This window comes from Bacillus sp. LNXM65 (assembly GCF_002998575.1).
Classification (GTDB): domain Bacteria; phylum Bacillota; class Bacilli; order Bacillales; family Bacillaceae; genus Bacillus.
Genome location: NZ_PVRB01000001.1, coordinates 659,232 through 678,630, shown reverse-complemented (window position 1 = coordinate 678,630; position 19,399 = coordinate 659,232). Strand labels below are relative to the sequence as shown.

The 19,399-nt window shown below is 43.6% G+C and carries 22 protein-coding genes, 1 riboswitch and 1 other annotated feature; of the genes, 19 read left to right on the top strand and 3 right to left on the bottom strand.

All coding sequences use genetic code 11. The features are described from left to right. The first annotated feature begins 154 nt into the window (after positions 1-154). The 10 genes from proG to C6Y03_RS03355 all read left to right on the top strand — a co-directional run bounded on the left by proG (position 155) and on the right by C6Y03_RS03355 (position 10,550). Positions 155-979 carry a pyrroline-5-carboxylate reductase ProG gene (gene proG, locus C6Y03_RS03400; protein WP_106038819.1) on the top strand — a complete coding sequence of 275 codons (825 nt, stop codon included), beginning with the start codon at positions 155-157 and terminating at the stop codon, positions 977-979. Between the two features lie 189 nt (positions 980-1,168). Continuing rightward, positions 1,169-1,993 carry a M55 family metallopeptidase gene (locus tag C6Y03_RS03395; protein WP_106038818.1) on the top strand — a complete coding sequence of 275 codons (825 nt, stop codon included), beginning with the start codon at positions 1,169-1,171 and terminating at the stop codon, positions 1,991-1,993. A gap of 18 nt (positions 1,994-2,011) precedes the next feature. Continuing rightward, positions 2,012-2,947: an ABC transporter permease gene (locus C6Y03_RS03390; RefSeq protein ID WP_034663045.1), complete on the top strand. Its 936-nt coding sequence runs from the start codon at positions 2,012-2,014 to the stop codon at positions 2,945-2,947. Then, on the top strand, positions 2,944-3,906 hold the full coding sequence (locus C6Y03_RS03385; RefSeq protein WP_044138912.1) for an ABC transporter permease: 963 nt from the start codon (positions 2,944-2,946) through the stop codon (positions 3,904-3,906). The genes C6Y03_RS03390 and C6Y03_RS03385 overlap by 4 nt, the downstream gene beginning before the upstream one ends. 7 nt (positions 3,907-3,913) lie before the next feature. Next, positions 3,914-4,924, top strand: a complete 1,011-nt coding sequence (locus C6Y03_RS03380; RefSeq protein WP_034663040.1) for an ABC transporter ATP-binding protein — start codon at positions 3,914-3,916, stop codon at positions 4,922-4,924. Continuing rightward, complete coding sequence (locus tag C6Y03_RS03375) at positions 4,924-6,546, top strand: peptide ABC transporter substrate-binding protein (protein WP_106038817.1); 1,623 nt, start codon at positions 4,924-4,926, stop codon at positions 6,544-6,546. Before C6Y03_RS03380 ends, C6Y03_RS03375 begins: the two co-directional genes overlap by 1 nt. Positions 6,547-6,657: 111 nt before the next feature. Next, complete coding sequence (locus tag C6Y03_RS03370; RefSeq protein ID WP_060596080.1) at positions 6,658-7,599, top strand: S66 peptidase family protein; 942 nt, start codon at positions 6,658-6,660, stop codon at positions 7,597-7,599. Further along, positions 7,596-8,675 carry a mandelate racemase/muconate lactonizing enzyme family protein gene (locus C6Y03_RS03365; protein WP_034663034.1) on the top strand — a complete coding sequence of 360 codons (1,080 nt, stop codon included), beginning with the start codon at positions 7,596-7,598 and terminating at the stop codon, positions 8,673-8,675. Before C6Y03_RS03370 ends, C6Y03_RS03365 begins: the two co-directional genes overlap by 4 nt. After that, positions 8,675-9,592, top strand: a complete 918-nt coding sequence (locus C6Y03_RS03360; RefSeq protein WP_060596081.1) for a C40 family peptidase — start codon at positions 8,675-8,677, stop codon at positions 9,590-9,592. The genes C6Y03_RS03365 and C6Y03_RS03360 overlap by 1 nt, the downstream gene beginning before the upstream one ends. Further along, the gene (locus tag C6Y03_RS03355) at positions 9,582-10,550 is read left to right on the top strand and encodes an ABC transporter ATP-binding protein (protein ID WP_060596082.1); all 969 of its coding nucleotides are present in this window, start codon (positions 9,582-9,584) and stop codon (positions 10,548-10,550) included. The genes C6Y03_RS03360 and C6Y03_RS03355 overlap by 11 nt, the downstream gene beginning before the upstream one ends. Before the next feature lie 39 nt (positions 10,551-10,589). Here C6Y03_RS03355 and C6Y03_RS03350 read toward each other — a convergent pair whose 3' ends face one another. Next, entirely contained in the window at positions 10,590-11,471 is an 882-nt protein-coding gene (locus C6Y03_RS03350) for a dimethylarginine dimethylaminohydrolase family protein (RefSeq protein WP_060596083.1), read from the bottom strand. Between the two features lie 179 nt (positions 11,472-11,650). On the opposite strand from C6Y03_RS03350, the gene C6Y03_RS03345 reads away from it, so the two are divergent. From C6Y03_RS03345 to C6Y03_RS03325, 5 genes are all read left to right on the top strand, one after another. After that, a complete protein-coding gene (locus C6Y03_RS03345; RefSeq protein ID WP_060596084.1) occupies positions 11,651-12,172 on the top strand; it encodes an acyl-CoA thioesterase in 522 nt (173 codons plus the stop codon). A 114-nt stretch (positions 12,173-12,286) separates the two neighbouring features. Beyond that, positions 12,287-12,613 (top strand): PadR family transcriptional regulator, encoded by a 327-nt coding sequence (locus tag C6Y03_RS03340; RefSeq protein WP_060596085.1) that lies wholly within the window; start codon positions 12,287-12,289, stop codon positions 12,611-12,613. Positions 12,614-12,617: 4 nt separating this feature from the next. After that, positions 12,618-13,370, top strand: coding sequence for an HAAS domain-containing protein (locus C6Y03_RS03335; protein WP_106038816.1), 753 nt, complete (start codon positions 12,618-12,620; stop codon positions 13,368-13,370). 113 nt (positions 13,371-13,483) lie between these two features. Continuing rightward, positions 13,484-13,972, top strand: a complete 489-nt coding sequence (locus C6Y03_RS03330) for a small multi-drug export protein (RefSeq protein WP_106038815.1) — start codon at positions 13,484-13,486, stop codon at positions 13,970-13,972. Between the two features lie 18 nt (positions 13,973-13,990). Further along, complete coding sequence (locus C6Y03_RS03325) at positions 13,991-14,536, top strand: GNAT family N-acetyltransferase (protein ID WP_060596088.1); 546 nt, start codon at positions 13,991-13,993, stop codon at positions 14,534-14,536. Between the two features lie 17 nt (positions 14,537-14,553). On the opposite strand, the gene C6Y03_RS03320 is transcribed toward C6Y03_RS03325, so the two are convergent. Further along, positions 14,554-15,597, bottom strand: coding sequence for a bifunctional transcriptional activator/DNA repair enzyme AdaA (locus C6Y03_RS03320; protein ID WP_060596089.1), 1,044 nt, complete (start codon positions 15,595-15,597; stop codon positions 14,554-14,556). A gap of 279 nt (positions 15,598-15,876) precedes the next feature. Next, a riboswitch (guanidine-I (ykkC/yxkD leader) is annotated at positions 15,877-15,984 on the top strand. Positions 15,985-16,050: 66 nt separating this feature from the next. Between C6Y03_RS03320 and C6Y03_RS03315 the strand changes: the two genes are divergently transcribed. Both C6Y03_RS03315 and C6Y03_RS03310 read left to right on the top strand, forming a co-directional pair. Beyond that, complete coding sequence (locus tag C6Y03_RS03315) at positions 16,051-16,380, top strand: DMT family transporter (RefSeq protein ID WP_034663015.1); 330 nt, start codon at positions 16,051-16,053, stop codon at positions 16,378-16,380. After that, positions 16,377-16,691 carry a DMT family transporter gene (locus C6Y03_RS03310; RefSeq protein WP_034663013.1) on the top strand — a complete coding sequence of 105 codons (315 nt, stop codon included), beginning with the start codon at positions 16,377-16,379 and terminating at the stop codon, positions 16,689-16,691. The genes C6Y03_RS03315 and C6Y03_RS03310 overlap by 4 nt, the downstream gene beginning before the upstream one ends. 32 nt (positions 16,692-16,723) lie before the next feature. Here the strand turns inward: C6Y03_RS03310 and C6Y03_RS03305 are convergent, their stop codons facing one another. Further along, positions 16,724-16,909 (bottom strand): hypothetical protein, encoded by a 186-nt coding sequence (locus C6Y03_RS03305; RefSeq protein WP_060596091.1) that lies wholly within the window; start codon positions 16,907-16,909, stop codon positions 16,724-16,726. Positions 16,910-17,071: 162 nt separating this feature from the next. On the opposite strand from C6Y03_RS03305, the gene purU reads away from it, so the two are divergent. Both purU and proB read left to right on the top strand, forming a co-directional pair. Further along, a complete protein-coding gene (gene purU, locus C6Y03_RS03300) occupies positions 17,072-17,974 on the top strand; it encodes a formyltetrahydrofolate deformylase (RefSeq protein WP_034663009.1) in 903 nt (300 codons plus the stop codon). Positions 17,975-18,017: 43 nt separating this feature from the next. Further along, positions 18,018-18,239, top strand: a binding site (T-box leader). A 55-nt stretch (positions 18,240-18,294) separates the two neighbouring features. Further along, positions 18,295-19,392, top strand: a complete 1,098-nt coding sequence (proB, locus tag C6Y03_RS03295) for a glutamate 5-kinase (protein ID WP_106030749.1) — start codon at positions 18,295-18,297, stop codon at positions 19,390-19,392. Positions 19,393-19,399: the final 7 nt, after the last annotated feature.

Genomic DNA, 19,399 nt, shown 5'->3' with positions numbered 1-19,399 from the left:
TTTCTTCAATTTTTCATGTATGGTTCGAGGGATTTTACCTTATGTGGTGGATACTGACTATATCTTAAGAAAAAAGTGTGGGATAAAAATGAAAACATTGTGGGAAATTGTTAAAATAAGTAGTGAATCTAAGCAAAATAGAGGAGATTAAACTGTGGAGACAATTGGAATGATTGGATATGGAAGCATGGCTGATATGATGGTGCAAAAATGGCTGGAAAAAGAGGTACTCAATGCCCATCAAATCATGATCCATACAAGAAGTGAAACGGACCGCCTGCATCAGCTCAAAGACAAGCATCAAGAAATAAATATCTGCTCATTAGACGAACTTTCTGCCTCATGTGATGTACTTTTTGTCTGCGTGCCGCCGCTTGTTGTACTTGATGTGCTCGATCAACTGCCTTCAGCAGCCAAATCGGTACATATTGTGTCAGTAGCCGCGGCTGTGACGTTAGACAAGTTATCAAAGCATACGACTCAACCAGTTTCCAGATACATCCCAACGCTCACGTCAGCTGTTGGAACGGGCGTATCCCTCGTTGCGCATGGTGAAACCGCAGGTCAGGAAGAAAAGGCGCGTTTGCACCGTCTCCTTTCAGCTTTTAGCATCGTCCGTGAAGTAGAGGAAGACCGGTTTGATGCGGCGAGTAATTTGACGAGCTCTTCTCCTGGTTTTATCGCTGCTCTTTTTGAAGAAATGGCGAGAGCTGCTGTGAGAAATAGTGAGCTTTCCTTAGAGGAAGCGTACGAATTTTTAACGTATGCCCTCTTAGGCACAGGTCAAGTCCTTGTAGAACGCGGCCTCACCTTTGCTGAAACCGTCGATAGAGTGGCGACAAAAGGGGGCATTACAGGTGAAGGCGCTGAGGTCATTCAAAAGCAGGCACCTCAGATGTTTGATGATCTATTTACACAAACCATGAAGAAATATGAACAGCTGAAATCGCAGATTAACGAAGCTGACAAACACCACTAAAGACATAGTTAGTGGTGTTTTATTTGTTAAAAAAATCCTTTGTCATAAAGCCTTTTGACCTGTATTATCTGAGTCTAATTTCCTTATTTTCAGACATTGTATTGAAAAATCAATCAAGTAATCATATAATTTTTTAGAAAATTTAGAAAAATATACACAAATTTTAAGTTTAATTAAAGGGGGATGGGGATGAAACTCTATGTATCTGTTGATATGGAGGGGATTACTGGTCTAGCTGATCATACATTTGTCGATGCCCGTCAGCACAATTATGAACGGGGCAGAAAGATCATGACAGGTGAAGTGAATGCCTGTGTAGAGGCACTTCTTCAGCATGGTGCAACCGATATTTTGGTCAATGACAGTCATTCTAAAATGAATAATCTGTTGATCGAAGAGCTGCATGAAGAGGCTGCTCTTATATCTGGTGACGTCAAGCCTTATTCCATGGTGCAAGGATTAGATCAAACCTATGACGCTGCTGTTTTTTTAGGCTATCATGCGAGGGCATCTATGAAAGGCGTGATGTCTCACAGTATGATTTTTGGTGTCAGACATTTTTACATAAATGATCACCCAATTGGTGAAATGGGCTTTAATGCGTATGTTGCAGGCTACTATGGTGTGCCGGTGATTCTTGTTTGCGGAGATGATCAAGCAGCACTTGAAGCGGAAAAGCTGATGCCTGGTGTGAAAACAGTAGCAGTGAAAGAGACCATATCAAGGTCTGCTGTGAAATGTTTCACGCCTGCCAAAGTCAATCAACAAATCTCGCAGCAAGTGGAAGCCGCAATGAAACGGATTCATCACATCAAGCCGCTGACGCCTCCTGATCAGCCGCTGCTGAAGATTGAGTTTGCCAATTATGGACAAGCTGAATGGGCGAATTTAATGCCGGGTACTGCCATCATAGAAGGAACAACAACGGTGACGTATCAAGCAGAGAATATATTAGAAGCCTACCAAGCGATGCTTGTCATGACAGAGCTTGCCGCACGTACAACATTTTGTTAAGCGAGGGGGAGACGGCAGATGACCAGCTTTTTGCTCAAGCGTTTTATTGCGATGATTGCCACGATCTTAACGATTACGACTTTAACGTTTATTTTAATGAAGGTCATCCCAGGATCGCCCTTCAATGAAGAACGAAATACAAACGAAACCGTCCAGCGAAACCTCGAAAGCTACTATCACTTAGATGAACCACTGTATGTTCAATATGTCATCTATTTAAAATCCATCGTTACCTTTGATTTTGGTCCTTCCATTAAAAAGCCTTCAGAAAGTGTCAATGATCTATTGGCAAGAGGCTTCCCAGTCTCATTAGAACTTGGTCTTATCTCAATATTGATTGCTGTCATCTCCGGCATCCTGCTCGGGGTCATGGCTGCCCTCCGGCATAATGGCTTGATTGATTATATCGCCATGACCATTGCTGTTTTCGGTATATCCATTCCAAACTTTATCTTTGCTACCTTATTAATTCAGCAGCTTGCTGTGAATTTGAAACTCTTTCCTACAGCGATGTGGACAAGTCCGATGCACATGGTGCTGCCAACCATCGCTCTTGCTGTCGGTCCAATGGCCATTATTGCCCGGTTAACAAGATCGAGCATGATTGAAGTGCTGTCGCAGGACTATATTCGCACTGCCAAGGCAAAAGGACTTTCTCCCTTTAAAATTGTATTTAAACATGCGCTTCGAAATGCGCTTTTGCCCGTTGTGACCATTCTTGGGACACTTGTCGCAAGCATTTTAACAGGAAGTTTTGTCATTGAAAAAATATTTGCGATTCCTGGAATGGGAAAATACTTTGTCGAGAGTATTAACAACCGTGATTATCCTGTCATCATGGGGACTACTGTTTTTTACAGCATTATTTTAATCACACTTCTTTTCATTGTCGATGTGGCGTATCGCCTGCTTGATCCAAGGATTCAGCTGCATCAGAAAGGAGGAAAGGCATGAGTATACACCTACAGCAGGATCAACCGAATCCGCATCATGAAGTGCCAGACGAATGGTTTTCTCCGAGAGAGCAAAAGAAAACGGAGGCCCATGCCATTAAAAGACCCTCTCTTTCGTATTGGGCAGACACGTGGAGACGGCTGAAGCAAAATAAGCTTGCGATGTTTAGTCTATCGGTACTGATTTTTCTTTTTATCATGGCGCTATTAGGCCCATTGCTTGCGCCTAATAGTGTGACAGAGCAACGTCTTTCGATGCAAAATCTGCCTCCATCAGCTGCTCACTGGTTCGGAACGGATGAGCTTGGACGAGATGTGTTTACGCGTACATGGTACGGGGCGCGTATTTCGTTATTCGTAGGCGTCATGGCAGCCCTTATTGATTTTGCCATCGGCGTGATTTATGGAGGGATTGCCGGTTATAAGGGCGGGAGATATGACCATGTCATGATGCGAATTGTCGAGGTGCTCTACGGTCTTCCTTATTTACTCGTTGTCATTTTATTAATGGTCCTGATGGGGCCAGGGCTTGTCACCATTATTGTAGCGCTCACTGTCACCGGATGGATTGGAATGGCAAGAATCGTAAGAGGTCAAGTTCTTCAGCTGAAAAGCCAGGAATATGTCCTTGCCTCAAAAACCTTTGGTGCAAAGAGCCTGCGTATCATTCGCCGCAACCTGCTGCCGAATACGATGGGGCCGATTATCGTTCAGATGACCTTGACTGTGCCGACCGCGATATTTGCTGAAGCGTTCTTAAGCTTTCTTGGTTTAGGCATCCAAGCACCGTTTGCAAGCTGGGGCGTGATGGCCAATGATGCGCTGCCGACAGTGCTGTCAGATAACGGACATTGGTGGCGTTTATTTTTCCCTGCGTTTTTTATTTCACTCACGATGTTTTGCTTTAACAATTTAGGTGATGGCTTGCAAGATGCGCTTGATCCAAAGATGAAGAGGTGATGGCGCTTTGAAAAAAGTTCTACAAATCATCGATCTGCACGTCAGCTTTCGGACATATGGCGGTTCAGTTCGAGCGGTACGCGGAGTGAATGTGGATGTATATGAAAAAGAAACCCTTGCCATTGTGGGAGAATCAGGCTGCGGGAAAAGTGTGACTTCACAAAGCATTATGAGACTGCTGCCGGCATACAGCGCTCATGTCGATCAGGGAGAAATCTGGTTTGAAGACCGCAATTTGCTGTCATTATCTGAAAAAGAAATGCGCGCCATACGAGGTGTCGATATCTCGATGATTTTCCAAGATCCAATGACCGCACTGAACCCAACCTTGACAATAGGCGACCAGCTCATGGAGGCGGCAAAGGAGCATCAAAAGCTGACGAAAAAAGAAGTGAAAGAAGCCGCCATTCGGATGCTTGATTTGGTCGGCATTCCGCAGCCGAAGGAAAGGTTAAAGCAATACCCTCACCAGTTCAGCGGGGGAATGAGGCAGCGGCTCATGATTGCCATGGCACTGATTTGCGAGCCCAAAGTGCTGATCGCAGATGAACCGACGACCGCGCTGGATGTGACCATACAGGCACAAATATTAGAGCTGTTTAAAGAGATTCAGAGAAAAACAGGTGTCACCATTATTTTAATCACACATGATTTAGGGGTCGTCGCCCAAGTCGCAGACCGAGTGGCGGTCATGTACGGGGGGAAAATGGTGGAGGTCGGAACGAGGCGAGATATTTTTTACAGTCCGCAGCATCCTTATACAAAAGGACTTCTACAATCCGTTCCAAGACTTGATATGAAAGATGAACTCATTCCAATTGAAGGAAGCCCGCCTGATCTATTTGCTCCGCCAAAGGGCTGTCCTTATACAGATCGCTGCCCGGCCGCCATGAAGGTGTGTGATCATATCATGCCGCATGAAACGCAGCGGTCACCTACCCATACAGTGCATTGCTGGCTCCAAGATGAGCGAGCGAATCAAACGGTTTTATCTTCAACACAAAGGGGGAGTTTTTGATGAGAAAAAAAGGGTGGATCATCAGTGTATGTTTGTTCACGATCATGCTGCTCGCAGGATGTACAGCCAATGAGCAAGCAGGGAAAGGATCATCAAGCAATAAAGGTGAAAAGAAAGTGTTAACCTTAAATAACGAAAATGAACCGACGTCGTTTGATCCGCCGATTGGTTTTAATAATGTATCGTGGCAAGGACTCAATAACTTAATGGAGGGGTTAACAAGACTGAATGAAAAGCACGAACCATCTCCTGCAATGGCGGAAAAATGGGAGATATCAGAGGATGGAAAAACGTACACGTTTCATTTAAGAGATGGCATCAAGTGGTCAAATGGTGATCCAGTGAAAGCGAGTGATTTTGAATATGCGTGGAAACGGCTGCTTGATCCGAAAACAGGCTCTTCTGCATCGTTCTTAGCGTACATGATTGAAGGCGGAGAGGCATTTAACAGTGGAAAAGGCAAGAAAGAAGACGTGAAAGTCAGTGCTGTAAATGACAAAACGCTTAAGGTCACACTGGCTTATCCGCAGAAATCGTTCTTAAATATGACCGCAAACCCTGCCTTTTCCCCAGTCAATGAACAGGTAGCTAAGAAGGATCCAAACTGGGCAAAAGACGCCAAAACCTTTGTCGGAAATGGACCGTTCAAGCTGACAGAGTGGAAGCATGATGAGAGCTTCACAATGGAAAAAAGTGAGACGTATTGGGACAAAAAAACAGTCAAGCTGGATCAGGTGAAGTGGCTGATGATCAGTGATCGAAACACAGACTATCAAATGTATCAATCAGGAGATTTAGATACTGCCTTTGTTCCAGCAGAGCAAAGTGAAAATCTGCTGAAAAATAAAGATGTACAAATTGAAGACCAGGCTGGATTGTTCTTTTATCGTCTGAATGTGAACATAGAACCATTTCAAAATAAGAACATTCGCAAAGCTTTTCAAATGGCGATCAACCCGCAAGATATTGTGGATTATGTGACGAAAAATGAAGAGAAGCCAGCACGCGCTTTCGTCTCGCCAGGCATTCTAGATTCAAAGGGTGAGGATTTCAGAGAAGCTGGCGGTGATCTTGTGAAGAATGATAAGAGTGAAGCTGCGAAGCTATTAGAAAAAGGGCTGAAAGAAGAGAACTATTCGAAACTGCCAGCCGTCACATTAACATATAGTACAAAGCCTGAGAACAAGAAAAAAGCGGAAGCCATCCAGCAGCAGCTGAAAGAAGCGTTAGGTGTAGATGTGAAGCTTGCAAACATGGAAGCCAATGTATTTGCAGAAGATCAAAAGGCGCTGAAATTCCAATTCTCACAAAGTTCATTTTTAGCAGACTATGCAGATCCGATCAACTTCCTAGAGAGCTTCCAAACAGGGAATGCCATGAACCGGACAGGATGGTCTAATGATACCTATGATCAGCTGATCAAAAAAGCGAGCCAGGAAGCAGACGAACAAAAGAGAAACAGCTTCCTTCATGATGCAGAGGCACTTCTCATTGAAGAAGCACCGATCATTCCGATTCATTTTTATAACCAAGTCCATTTACAAAAAGAAGGCGTGAAGGGAATTGTCCGCCACCCCGTTGGGTATATCGATTTGAAATGGGCACAGGTAGATGGAGAGTGATATTAGGATCAAAAGACGCTTTTAGATAAAAGCGTCTGTTCCTTTATTCGTTCATGTTATGAAGCAGAAGCCCATAGATTGAAAGAAACAAAGAGAAAGAGGGGATATGGCATGAGCCAGCTGCCAGTGGCACTTCAAACAGGGGATACGGTGGGGATTATTGCACCAGCAAGCCCGCCTGATGAGCTGAAATTAGCAAAAGGGATTGCCTTTTTAGAAAGCCTCGGGCTAAAGGTGAAAAAAGGAAAGTATATCGACTGCCGGTATGGGTATTTAGCAGGCTATGATCATGAAAGAGTGGAGGATCTTCATCGCATGTTTCAAGATCCAGAAGTGAAGGCGGTTATTTGTGCTTGCGGAGGATACGGGACTGGAAGACTTGCGGAAGTCATTGACTATGACCTGATTCGCCGGAATCCAAAAATCTTTTGGGGCTATAGTGATATTACGTTTTTACATACGGCCATCCAGCAGCAGACTGGTCTTGTGACCTTTCATGGTCCAATGCTTTCCTCTGATGTGGGACTTGAGGAGGTTCATCCTTATACGAAAGATACCTTTTTACAGCTGTTTGCACCGAAAGCCTTTACGTATGCGCACCACTTGTCACCCCTTCATACTTTCTATCCGGGCACCGCTTCAGGTGAGATTGTAGGAGGAAATCTTGCCCTCATCGTGACAACACTTGGTACACCTTTTGAAATCGATACGAAGGGAAAGCTTTTGTTCATTGAAGATATTGACGAAGAGCCCTATAAAATTGATCGAATGATGCAGCACCTCACATCTGCTGGGAAATTGGATGATGCGGCTGGATTCATCATTGGAGATTTTCATCAATGTGAGCCAAAAAAGAAAGATCAGTCCCTTACATTGAATCAAGTATGGGGCACCTATATTGTCCCGCAAAAGAAACCTGCACTTGGGGGCTTCCGGATCGGTCATTCTTCGCCGAACTTTGCTATTCCAATGGGCACGCAGGCTACATTAGATGCGACAGGAAAAAAACTGCACATTTCTCCAGGCGTTGCAGCGAAAGAGGCGATCAAATGAAAATCGTCGATGTTCGTACATGCAGAATGAGTGTACCGCTAAAAAAGCCTTTCAAAACCGCTTTACGAACGGTGTATGACGCAGCATCTCTGATCGTTATCATTACATATGATCAAGGTGACGTCAGCTACGGAGAAGCAGTCCCGACAACGGTGATTACAGGTGAAACGCTGGAAAGCATCGACTATGCCATATGCGAAGTGATCAGACCGATTTTGCTTGGAGCTTCCTTGTCAGAATATGAACAAATTTTTTCTCATATGAACCGAGTGCTCGCTTGCAACACAAGCGCAAAGGCAGCGGTTGACATGGCCATTTATGATGGCTTAGCGAAGCAGGCAGGACTTCCGCTTTATCAATACCTTGGCGGATATCGCAGTCAGCTTGAAACCGATTATACGGTCAGTGTAAACCGTCCGCTTGAGATGGCGGAAGATGCGAAGCAATACGCAGCTGAAGGCTTTCAGACGTTAAAGATCAAGGTAGGAAAAGATGACATAGATACGGATATTCAGCGTATCAAGCGAATTCGAGAAAAGGTCGGGCCGGATATTCAGATCAGACTCGATGCGAACCAAGGATGGACGTGGAAGGAAGCGATCATAGCCATTCGGAAAATGGAGGCGCTGAATATCGAACTAGTAGAGCAGCCGGTTCCGAAAGAAGATATCGAAGGCCTGCGCCGTGTGACAGAAGCAACAGATACATTGATTATGGCAGACGAAAGCATTTTCAGTTTTCATGATGCGATCAAGGTGCTTGAAACGAGAAGCTGTGATCTGATCAATTTAAAATTAATGAAATCAGGCGGCATAAAAGAAGCCCTAAAAATCAATGCTCTAGCAGAAGCATACGGCGTAAAGTGCATGGTTGGCAGTATGATTGAGTCAAAACTTGGCATTACAGCAGCCGCTCATCTCGCCGCCAGCCAGCCGAATATCACCCGCTATGATTTTGATGCCCCGCTGATGCTAAAAGAGGACATGGTAGACGGAGGAATCGTGTACAAAGGAAAAGATATCTTTTTCCCGCCGCATCATGGGTTAGGCATTCAAGGGGTGAAAGGAGTCTCATGATGATATTTGAATCAAAGGTTGCAGTTGCGAACGTATGGACAGCGCCGCAGTCACCGAGAGAAATCGATCAAAAGGTACTTCAGGGCTCCTTCAAAATCAAAGAGTGGATTGACAAGCAAACATATGAAGAAAAACTGGCTTTATGTGAAGAAAATCTGATCCAATCGCAAGTACTGCTCGGCGAACGAGTCATTGGATTAGAAGAGACAGACGGCTGGATGAAAGTCGTCATTCCGCAGCAGGCCAGCCGGAAACATCCGCAAGGCTATCCTGGCTATATACCTACGAACCATCTAAAGCAAGTGACAGAAGGAAGTGCGCCAGCTATATCTCATATCGTTTGTCAGAAAAAAGCCATGCTCTATCGAAATGGGCAAGCGGACATGAAAATTAGTTTTTTAACAGAGCTCGCAGCTGTAGAAGAAACGAGTGATTGCTTTCGCGTTGTCACACCAGCAGGGACGAGAGAAATCAATAAAGTAGATGTGCAGTCAGTTTCATCCATTTCTTCTATGACCGGCAAAGATGTTGTAGAGAAGGGAAAACAATTTATTGGTCTTTCGTATTTATGGGGCGGCATGAGCAGCTTTGGCTATGACTGTTCAGGCTTTGCTTACAGCATGTATAAAGCGTGCGGATATCTTTTGCCGAGGGACGCAAGTGACCAAGCAGTGCAAGGAACACCGGTCGCATCAAGCCATTTAGAACAAGGCGACTTATTGTTTTTTGCCAATGACAACGGAAAGGGAGCTGTCCGCCATGTTGGGATCTACGCAGGTGACGGTATGATGCTTCATTCGCCTAAAACCGGCAGAGAAATTGAACTTCTTTCCCTTTCTGGCACTTCATATGAAAAAGAATGGGCAGGTGCAAGACGGTATTTGCCAAGCGAGAGGAGGAATGGTCATGGCAGTTGAACCACTTTTACAAGTAAACAATCTCAAAAAACATTTTCATCTATCGAAAGGAAGAACGCTTAAAGCGCTAGACGGTGTCTCCTTTCAGCTGAAACAAGGCGAAACGTTTGGCCTTGTTGGCGAGTCTGGCTGCGGAAAATCCACACTTGGAAAAGTGCTTATGCGTCTTTATGAACCGACAGATGGGGAAGCCTTATATGAAGGGAAAAGTCTTCATCACCTTTCTAAAAAAGAATCATTTGATTTTAATCGGCAAATTCAAATGGTGTTTCAAGATCCGTATTCCTCCTTAAATCCGCGGCTGTCTGTAAAAGATATTATGCTGGAGCCAATGGAGATTCACAACCTTTACGGGAGTCAAAAGAAAAGAGTTGCCCGGGTGAAAGAACTACTTGAAGCTGTTGGACTTAGCTATGACTTTGCGACTCGCTATCCTCATGAATTCAGCGGAGGGCAGAGGCAGAGAATCGGTATTGCAAGAGCCCTCGCCTTAGCGCCGAAATTTATTGTGGCAGATGAGCCAATTTCTGCACTAGATGTCTCCGTTCAAGCGCAGGTTGTGAATTTGCTGAAGAAACTGCAAAAGGAGGAAGGGCTGACATTTCTCTTTATTGCGCATGACTTGTCGATGGTCAAATATATCAGCGACCGAATCGGTGTCATGTATTTAGGTCATCTCGTCGAATTGACCAGCAGTGATATGTTATATCAAACACCGCTGCACCCATATACACAAGCCTTGCTGTCAGCGATCCCCATTCCAGATCCTGACGTGGAGGACAAGCGCAAAAGGTTCATTTTAAAAGGAGAAATTCCAAGTCCAGTGAACCCGCCAAGCGGCTGTGTATTTCGAACAAGGTGTCCTGCAGCGATGGATGTGTGTGCTGAAAAAAAGCCAACATTACAAGCAGTAGAAGAAGGACATGATGTCGCCTGTCATTTATACGATCGAACATAAAAATAGACAGAAAAAAAGCCAGCAAGTAGACAAGCTGTTCTACACGCTGGCTTTTTTAGTGGATGAACGCCGAATCGGCAATGTGCAGCATCTAAAAGAGCCGCCAGATTTAATGATTTCTGAAAAATCCACTTCAATGACAGTGTACCCGTGAGCGGTTAATGCAGCATTTGTTTGTTGATTGATGGGCAAACTGATCACTTTTTTCTGTCCAAGGGATAAAACGTTTGGTCCGAGTGTGAATTGCTCTTGTTCGCTTATTTCAATTAGATGATAATGCATTTGAAGCAGGTGAAGATCCTCTTTTTTGAACGCTTCAGGATAAATCAATATCTCATCATGAGAGAGAATATTCATCACACAATCGAGATGCAAAATGTGAGGAGGAAGATGAATGGGAATGATGTCATGATCAGGCAGTCCTTTTTTGAGCTCATGGATAGCGGCTGGGTTTGTTCTCTTGCTCGTTCCGACAAATACGCGTGTTTGATCCACAAGTACATCGCCGCCTTCAATCGTTCCATTTGTCAGTGTAACAGTTTTCCAGCCTTTTCCCTGTGCCCACTCTTTTAATAATTGTTCTTCTCCTTGCCGAACTGGAGCGGCCATGCTTGAAACAAAGAGTGTATGTCCAATCGTAAACCCAATATCCCGAGTAAAGACTTGCTCAGGAAAGCGGTCATTTGCAGGAAGCATAATGGGGCGTACTTGATGGTCTTTTAGTGTTTGGATCAATTGCTTATGCTGAGCAATGGCTTTCATTTGAGAAATATTTTCTCTTGCAAAATGTTTTTGGGTTTCGTTGATGATCTGTTTGATTTCCATATAGATGGGACTGCATAAAAGGACTTCTTGTAAATCGTCATATTCACTCATGCATTGCGGCATTTTGTGTATTTGTTCTGCTCTCATAGAATCCATCAAATGGCCTCCTTGTTTGTTCATAGTTCTATTATTCCTCGTTCTAGTCATAGTTGAAACATTTCCGAAAGAAAATCTCTCACAAGAGACTAAAGCAAAAAGTTTAGACAAACCTAAAAGAATAGTGTTTAATAAAAGTCGTTCCGCATTCACGAAAACAGCAAGAAGGAGCTATGATGATGAGTGAAGAAAATTTCAAATACTGCAAGGAATCGAAAGTTGTCAAAACCAGCAGGGTATTCCCTCTCGATACGAATAACCACCAAACCTTATTTGGCGGGAAATTAATGAGTTATATAGATGACATTGCCTCCATCTCGGCAGCAAGACACAGCCGCAGTGAAACGGTCACGGCGTCGATGGATTCTGTTGACTTTTTAGAGCCGATTGGACAAAAAGAGTCAGTATGCTTGGAATCCTATGTGACGTGGGTCGGCACGTCTTCCATGGAAGTGTTCGTCAAAGTCATGAAAGAAAACTTGATGTCTGGAGAGCGCAGACTTGCAGCGACTTCATTTCTGACTTTTGTCTCGCTAGATGAAAACGGAAAGCCAAAACGAGTTCCACAAGTCGTACCGGAAACAGAGGAAGAAATCATGCTGCATCAAACAGCGAAGCAGCGGGCAGAAGAAAGAAAAAGCCGCCGAAAGCATAGCAAGGCACTGGCTGACGCACTTGGAACAGATAAACCATGGGCGTAAAAATCACCCTTTCAGCGGTGATTTTTTTCTAGGATAGTATCTTGCATGACAAGATAGTGTGTGGTAAGATGATGCTATCTTGTGATGCAAGGTACTGGAATCGGAGGAACATAGATGACAACATCCACACAAATGTTAAAAGGAATTTTGGAAGGCTGCCTGCTGTCGATTATTTCTGAGGGTGAGATTTATGGATATGAAATGACAAAGAAGCTCGCGCATTACGGGTTTGATCAAATTAGTGAAGGAAGTATCTACCCGATTTTGCTGCGTATGCAAAAGGAACAGCTGGTGACTACTGTCACAAAAACATCAGCGAGCGGACCGAAAAGGAAATACTATACGCTCACACAAGCTGGAGAACAAGCGCTCACAGAGTTTATGACCCGCTGGAGTGAGCTTTCAAAAAATGTAAACCGCTTATTACAAAAAGGGAAGTGAGATTATGGTATCAAAAGAAACAAGACACGTTCTACTAGAGCTGAAGCTCTATCTCATCTCAAAGGGGAAAAATGAGGACGAAATTGATGAGCTAATGGATGAACTGACGACACATGCGGTTGAGGCTGAAAAAGTCGGTAAAACAGGGGAGGCTTTGTTTGGCGGAGATCCGCGGGGCTATGCTGATGAACTTGCAAAAGAGCTGTCAGGATACCATAAAGACTGGGTTCCTTTCGTCAGTGCCTTCTTAATTGGATCACTCTTCTATATGATTTTATCAGATGCGATCAGTCAAAGCTTATCCTATTCTTGGTATGCATTGATTGGCTATCCGCTCGTTTTAGTGGCCAATGTTATTATGATCATTGTGATGTTTAGAGCGTCTGCTTTTCAGACAGGTGGCCGGGCATTTCTTTATTTTTGGATCTTAGGAATATTTCAGTTGACTTCAATGGTCACAATCAAACTATTGGATCAAAAGCTCGGCACACCATTACTTGTGTTGACTTCAGGTCAAAGATGGGGCGTCATCCTGCTTATGCTGCTATGTATCATTGTCTTTAATGCGATCATGAAGGCGAATGTTGTTTCATTGATACCAGTTATCTTCTTCGGACCGCAGCTCATATTCGAGTGGATTGGCTGGACATCACCAAGCGTGCTTTTCTTGCAAAGTCTATTATCTATTGTGATCTTAATCGGGCTGATGCTCATTATTTTACGCCGGACGAATAAGAAAAATGAAAACACGATGTAAAAAACAGAGCACATCCTATATGATGTGCTTTTCTTTTTCTAAAAAAATGTAGAAATGGTAACGTACTTTTCATTACAATGGGAAGAGGACAAAAATGAAAAGGGGTTCTGTATTTGGATATTTTATGGGGATATGTACTTGTGTTTGTATTGGCTGCTTTGCCTTTTTTTGAAGTGGTAGGGGTCGTTCCGTTGGCCATTTTAAGTGGCATGCATCCTGTACCGGCAGCAGTTATTGGATTCATCGGCAATTTTTTTACCGTTTTCCTTCTCATTGTTTTCGTAGACCGTTTTAAAGCATGGCGGTTAAAGAAGAAAGAGGGCAAAACTGATGAAAAAGGAAAAAAAAAGCAGCAGAGGGCGAGAAAAATTTGGGAACGTTATGGTCTCCCAGGTCTGGCACTTGTCGGTCCTTTTATCATCGGCAGTCATTTAGCGGCGTTTATGTGCATGAGCTTTGGAACAAAAAGAAAGCAAGTCGCAGTGTGGATGACAGTCAGTTTAATGATGTGGACAGCGCTGGCAGCTAGTTTAACCGGTGCGGGAATCCATTACTTTGCCCCAGATTCAAATGGATTGTTCGGAGATATTTTTAGTAAGTAAGTGAGGGGAGGATCATAAATGAAACTTCAAACACGGACAGTGCTTGAAACAGAGCGGCTCAGGCTAAGAACGATGAATGAACATGATGCGCCATTTTTATATGACATGTTGTTCCAAGATGAAGAAGTAATGAAGTATTATCCTTCTTTGAAGGATGAGCAGCAGACGAAAGAGTGGATTGCATGGAATCAAAAGAATGACCGTATGTATCATACTTCCCTCTGGATCATTGAAGACAAAGAAACGAATGAACCACTTGGACAAAGCGGCATTGTTCTGCAAAACATTGAAGGACAAACCGAACTTGAAATCGGCTACATGCTAAAGAAAGAAGCGTGGGGAAATGGCTATGCTGCTGAAGCCGCAAAAGGCTGTCTCACCTATGGCTTTGATGAAATGAAAGTCAGACGAATGGTGAGCTTAATCCGCCCAGACAATGAAGCATCGGTAAAGGTCGCTTTAAAAATGGGCATGAAAAAAGAAAAAACCATTTCGAAATGGGACCAAATCATTGATGTCTACAGCATCACCCGCAACGAAGAAAACGGCTCGCTTACAAAATAAGCAGAGCCGTTTTTATTTTATATCCGCTGTTCTAGCTGAAGTAAATATTTCTTCCGTTCTATCCCGCCGCCGTAGCCGCCGAGCTCACCACTTGTTTGAATGACGCGGTGGCATGGAATGATGATCGCCAATTGATTGGCACCATTTGCATTCCCTACCGCCCGGACCAAATGCGGATCGCCCAGCATCACAGCAAGCTCGCGGTAAGAACTTGTTTCGCCTGATGGAATGCGTGTGAGCAGGTCCCACACCTTCATTTGAAAAGGGGTGCCATGTAAGGAAAGTGGTACCGAGAACTGCGTGAGTTTTTTCTCAAAATATAAGGTCAATTCCTTTGCTAATTGCTGATGGACGTTTGTTTCCCCGACTAAAATACGGGCTTGATGCTTTTTTCTCATGTTTTCAATTTCCTTTTCGAGTCCCCGCCTGTCCACAAATTCCAGTAAATACACATGCGTCGCATCTGTCACGCTGATCATCCGCCCGATCGGTGTAGAAATAAAATTAGCGTGGAGAATCTTGGTTTGCGTCTTTTTAGGGGGATTTCCCATAATTTTCGTAAATGCATCATTGAAGGCACTCGAAGATTCATAGCCCAAGGCGACCTGCTGATCAATCACTTTTTTTCCATTTAGAATTTCTTTAAAGGCAAGTCCCATTCGGCGTGATCTCGCATATTGAACAAAGGTCATACCATAGATTTCTTTGAATTTCCGCCGTGCCGTTGCAGAGTGAATCCCTAATTGATGAAAGTCTTCTTCTTTCCAGCGTTTTTCAGGATGTGTTTCAACTGCAGAAACGAGTGTTTTGACTTCTTCCGGAATGCTGTTAGGGTATGTTAATGGTGTGCAGCGCTTGCACGGACGATATCCTGCTAGCAGTGCTTCTTCTGCTGTAAAGAAAAACTCACAGTTCTCATATTTTGGTTTTCTAGCGGTACATGTGGCATGGCAGAAGATACCAGTGGTCTTAATGCCGGCAAAGAATGTGCCGTCATATTGCGGGTTCTTGTCAACCAGTGCTTGATAAAATTCATGTTTCTGTTCGTCGGTTATCATCATACGATCCACCTCTTGGTTTCCTATAAAATGTGATTCAGCGTACTTTGGGCTGGTAAACAAAGCGTCATCTTGGATCGTTCATCACATCAATCTTATTTCATTATATCAGCGATGTGATCATTTCTCTGTCTATCATTTAGTATACGCCGGTCTCATATCATTTCTTTCGAAAAATGAACAAGTATATTTGAAGAGGGAGAGCAAACTGGTAGACCGGCATATCGGGGTGTGATAAGATTTTTAATACAGAATCTGCTCTAAGTCAGGTCTGTATATCATGAATTGGTTTTCTAGGGTTCCGTGCGCTGGTGCAGTCTGGTCCGAGAGAAAACACATAGGGTCTTAGAAGAGGCCATATGGACACGGAGGGATAAAAGCCCGGGAGATTTGATCAAACGATCGATTTCCAGGCTTTTTTTGTTGGTTGGAATCGTTCAGAAAGGAGAAGATCAGATGAAATGGGGAAATGTCTTTATTGCGGCCATCTTTGAGGTCGGCTGGGTGATGGGGCTGAAATATGCCCACTCGCTCATAGAATGGGGCGCAACCATCGTTTGTATTATCGTGAGCTTTTATTTACTCATGAAAGCAACAAGTGTACTGCCAGTTGGCACACTTTATGCCGTTTTTACCGGGCTTGGGACAGCAGGTACCGTCCTCATAGGCATGGTGCTTGGTGAGCCGGTTCAGCTTGTCAAACTGCTTTTGATTGTCATGCTTTTGTGCGGTGTATTAGGACTGAAGCTGACAACAGGTGAAAAGAAGGGAGAGGCTGAATCATGAGCTGGCTTTTACTCATTGGAGCAGGCATCTTAGAAATGCTTTGTGTGACCATGATGAATCAATTCCAAAAAGACCGGCATGTCAAATGGATTTTATTCATTGCAGCTGGCTTTTCGATGTCCTTTCTGATGCTGTCTCTTGCGATGAATACGATTCCGATGGGAACGGCGTACGCTATTTGGACTGGAATCGGAGCTGCTGGAGGCGCCATGGTCGGTATGCTGTTTTACGGAGAGTCGAAAGACGCAAAACGTATTTTCTTCATCGCCCTGATTTTATCTGCGGCAGTAGGATTGAAAATCATTGAATAAGAAAAGGCTGGCAGATAGATGCCAGCCTTTTGTTACATTGAATGATGATTGGAATCGTTTTCATTTTTGCGGTAAAGCTGGCTCGCAAGCAGAAAACACACACCAAATGTGAGAAAAGGAATGAGTCTTTCACCGGCTATAAAAAGGGAAATACCTGTGATCAGACAAACGATGCCGAGCCAAAAGCTCACTTTACCAAACAAGGTCATACTTTTCATCTCCATCACTCCTTTTATGATAAAAGGTCTATTCACATTATATCATGCCAGGTGCAGAATTGAATGAATATTCAATAAAAAACAGGACTCTACATTGCTTTTTCTCTTTCCAGTCCAGTATAATATTTCATTAGAATGAAAACGTAAATGAGGTCATGATACATGAGAACTTTGATAACAGAGAAACTTGAATTACACAGACAAAAGCATGAGCAAAAAGGAAGGTTGCTTGTCAGCTGTCCGGATCAGCCTGGAATTGTATCAGCTGTTTCTTCCTTTTTATTTGAGCACGGAGCGAATATCATTGAATCCAGCCAATACACAACAGATCATGAAAGCGGCCGGTTCTTTTTAAGAATTGAATTTGATTGGAAAGACATCTCGGCAAATATGGATCAGCTGAAGCATCAGTTTGAGCCAATTGCAGCATCATTTCAAATGACGTGGAGCATGTCGCGTGCAAGTGAGCTTAAAAAGCTGGCGATCTTTGTGTCAAAAGAGCTTCATTGTTTACATGAGCTGCTATGGGAATGGCAAAGTGGAAATGTCATGGCTGAAATTGCGGTCGTGATCAGCAATCATGAAACGGCAAAAGATACAGTAGAATCGCTTGGAATCCCGTTCCATTTTGTGAAGGCGAACAAAGACATTCGCAAAGAAGCGGAAAAACAGCAGCTCGCATTATTAGAAGAGTATGATATTGATGCCATTGTGCTTGCTAGATACATGCAAATTTTAACGCCTGAATTTATTGAACAGCACCCGAACAAAATCATTAATATTCATCATTCTTTTCTGCCAGCGTTTATTGGTGCAAATCCATATAAGCGGGCATATGAACGGGGAGTCAAATTAATTGGCGCGACTTCTCATTATGTGACCAATGATTTAGACGAAGGACCGATCATTGAACAGGATATTGAGCGTGTAGATCACCGGGATGATGCAGAAGCATTAAAAAATATTGGCCGAACAATTGAGCGGAGTGTGCTAGCACGTGCCGTCAAATGGCATCTAGAAGATCGAATAATTGTGCATGAGAATAAAACGATTGTATTTAATTGACGGCTTGACTTTTCCTGAGCAATTGGTGATAATATAAAAAAATTAACGAGCGTTGAAAAGGAATAGTAAGCAGGAACTGATGCGTAAAGAGAGCAAATGACATGCTGAAACATTTGCCGCAGACAGCTGCTGAACCTGCCCTTTGAGCCTTAGAGGAAAAATCTAAGCGCGTGCCTGGCGTTACAGGAGTTGAGTGGAATAAGCTAGATGTATTATGCTTATTCAATGAAGGTGGTACCACGGAAAATCCCTTTTCGTCCTTTAAACAAGGAGAAAAAGGGATTTTTTTGTGCCTAAAGGTATAGCGGAGGGAATCAATAATGAAAAAGCAAAGGATCGTCATCAAAATTGGCAGCAGTTCATTAACAGAGCAAAAAGGAGCCATTGATGAACAAAAAATGCAGGATCATGTGAAAGCGATAGCAAAACTGAAAGAGGCTGGGCATGAAATCATTTTAATTTCATCAGGAGCCGTTGCAGCAGGGTTTGGCAGCTTAGGGTATCCATCAAGACCTGTGACCTTAAAGGGGAAACAGGCAGCAGCTGCCGTTGGTCAAGGCTTGTTAATGCAGAAATATACAGAGCTATTTTCACAGTTTCACATGACACCTGCACAAATGCTTTTAACCCGTAATGACTTTTCAGATCGAACAAGATATCGAAATGCTTACGCAACGATGATGGAGCTGCTGGAAAGAAAAATTTTACCAATTATCAATGAAAACGATTCAGTTTCGATCGAGGAGCTTACCTTTGGGGATAATGACATGCTGTCAGCTCTTGTCAGTGGATTAATTCATGCAGACCAATTGATCATCTTAACAGACATAAATGGAATTTATAATGCAAATCCAAATGAGCATCCTGAGGCGAAGCGTTTTGATGTACTAACACACATTTCAGAAGAATTGTTTTCATATGCGAAGAGCACAGGCTCAAAGGTGGGAACAGGCGGGATGAAATCAAAGCTGTCTGCTGCACAAACGGCACTTTCACTAGGCGTGAAAGTCTTCATTGGCACAGGTACTGGTGAAGATAAGCTGCTTCATATTCTAGCGGGTCAAGGAGACGGAACGTATATCGGAGAACAGGACTTATCAGCGATCAACAACCGCCGTCAATGGATTCAATTCCATTCACCCGTTTCTGGCAAAATCATGATAGATGCAGGAGCAGAAGCGGCGATTTTGCATCATGGCAGAAGTCTTCTTCCAGCTGGCGTCATTGATGTCGCTGGTGACTTTTCTAAAGGAGAGGTCGTTGAAGTCGTCGGTCCGAACGGACTAGTAGGTAAAGGACAAACCTTGTACGCATCCGATGAGCTTCTCGGCATTAAAGGGATGCGAAGTGATGAGCTTTCAAATGAGAAGCCTGAGGTTATACACAGAGATCACTGGGTACAGCATGTACAAAACTGAGGAGGGA

Excerpts from the sequence above, each read along its gene's own strand:
- C6Y03_RS03395 (WP_106038818.1), top strand. The coding sequence starts at position 1,169 with ATGAAACTCTATGTATCTGTTGATATGGAGGGGATTACTGGTCTAGCT.
- C6Y03_RS03390 (WP_034663045.1), top strand. The coding sequence starts at position 2,012 with ATGACCAGCTTTTTGCTCAAGCGTTTTATTGCGATGATTGCCACGATC.
- C6Y03_RS03385 (WP_044138912.1), top strand. The coding sequence starts at position 2,944 with ATGAGTATACACCTACAGCAGGATCAACCGAATCCGCATCATGAAGTG.
- C6Y03_RS03375 (WP_106038817.1), top strand. The coding sequence starts at position 4,924 with ATGAGAAAAAAAGGGTGGATCATCAGTGTATGTTTGTTCACGATCATG.
- C6Y03_RS03370 (WP_060596080.1), top strand. The coding sequence starts at position 6,658 with ATGAGCCAGCTGCCAGTGGCACTTCAAACAGGGGATACGGTGGGGATT.
- C6Y03_RS03365 (WP_034663034.1), top strand. The coding sequence starts at position 7,596 with ATGAAAATCGTCGATGTTCGTACATGCAGAATGAGTGTACCGCTAAAA.
- C6Y03_RS03360 (WP_060596081.1), top strand. The coding sequence starts at position 8,675 with ATGATATTTGAATCAAAGGTTGCAGTTGCGAACGTATGGACAGCGCCG.
- C6Y03_RS03355 (WP_060596082.1), top strand. The coding sequence starts at position 9,582 with ATGGCAGTTGAACCACTTTTACAAGTAAACAATCTCAAAAAACATTTT.
- C6Y03_RS03350 (WP_060596083.1), bottom strand. The coding sequence starts at position 11,471 with ATGGATTCTATGAGAGCAGAACAAATACACAAAATGCCGCAATGCATG.
- C6Y03_RS03345 (WP_060596084.1), top strand. The coding sequence starts at position 11,651 with ATGAGTGAAGAAAATTTCAAATACTGCAAGGAATCGAAAGTTGTCAAA.
- C6Y03_RS03340 (WP_060596085.1), top strand. The coding sequence starts at position 12,287 with ATGACAACATCCACACAAATGTTAAAAGGAATTTTGGAAGGCTGCCTG.
- C6Y03_RS03335 (WP_106038816.1), top strand. The coding sequence starts at position 12,618 with ATGGTATCAAAAGAAACAAGACACGTTCTACTAGAGCTGAAGCTCTAT.
- C6Y03_RS03325 (WP_060596088.1), top strand. The coding sequence starts at position 13,991 with ATGAAACTTCAAACACGGACAGTGCTTGAAACAGAGCGGCTCAGGCTA.
- C6Y03_RS03320 (WP_060596089.1), bottom strand. The coding sequence starts at position 15,597 with ATGATGATAACCGACGAACAGAAACATGAATTTTATCAAGCACTGGTT.
- C6Y03_RS03315 (WP_034663015.1), top strand. The coding sequence starts at position 16,051 with ATGAAATGGGGAAATGTCTTTATTGCGGCCATCTTTGAGGTCGGCTGG.
- C6Y03_RS03310 (WP_034663013.1), top strand. The coding sequence starts at position 16,377 with ATGAGCTGGCTTTTACTCATTGGAGCAGGCATCTTAGAAATGCTTTGT.
- C6Y03_RS03305 (WP_060596091.1), bottom strand. The coding sequence starts at position 16,909 with ATGAAAAGTATGACCTTGTTTGGTAAAGTGAGCTTTTGGCTCGGCATC.
- purU (WP_034663009.1), top strand. The coding sequence starts at position 17,072 with ATGAGAACTTTGATAACAGAGAAACTTGAATTACACAGACAAAAGCAT.
- proB (WP_106030749.1), top strand. The coding sequence starts at position 18,295 with ATGAAAAAGCAAAGGATCGTCATCAAAATTGGCAGCAGTTCATTAACA.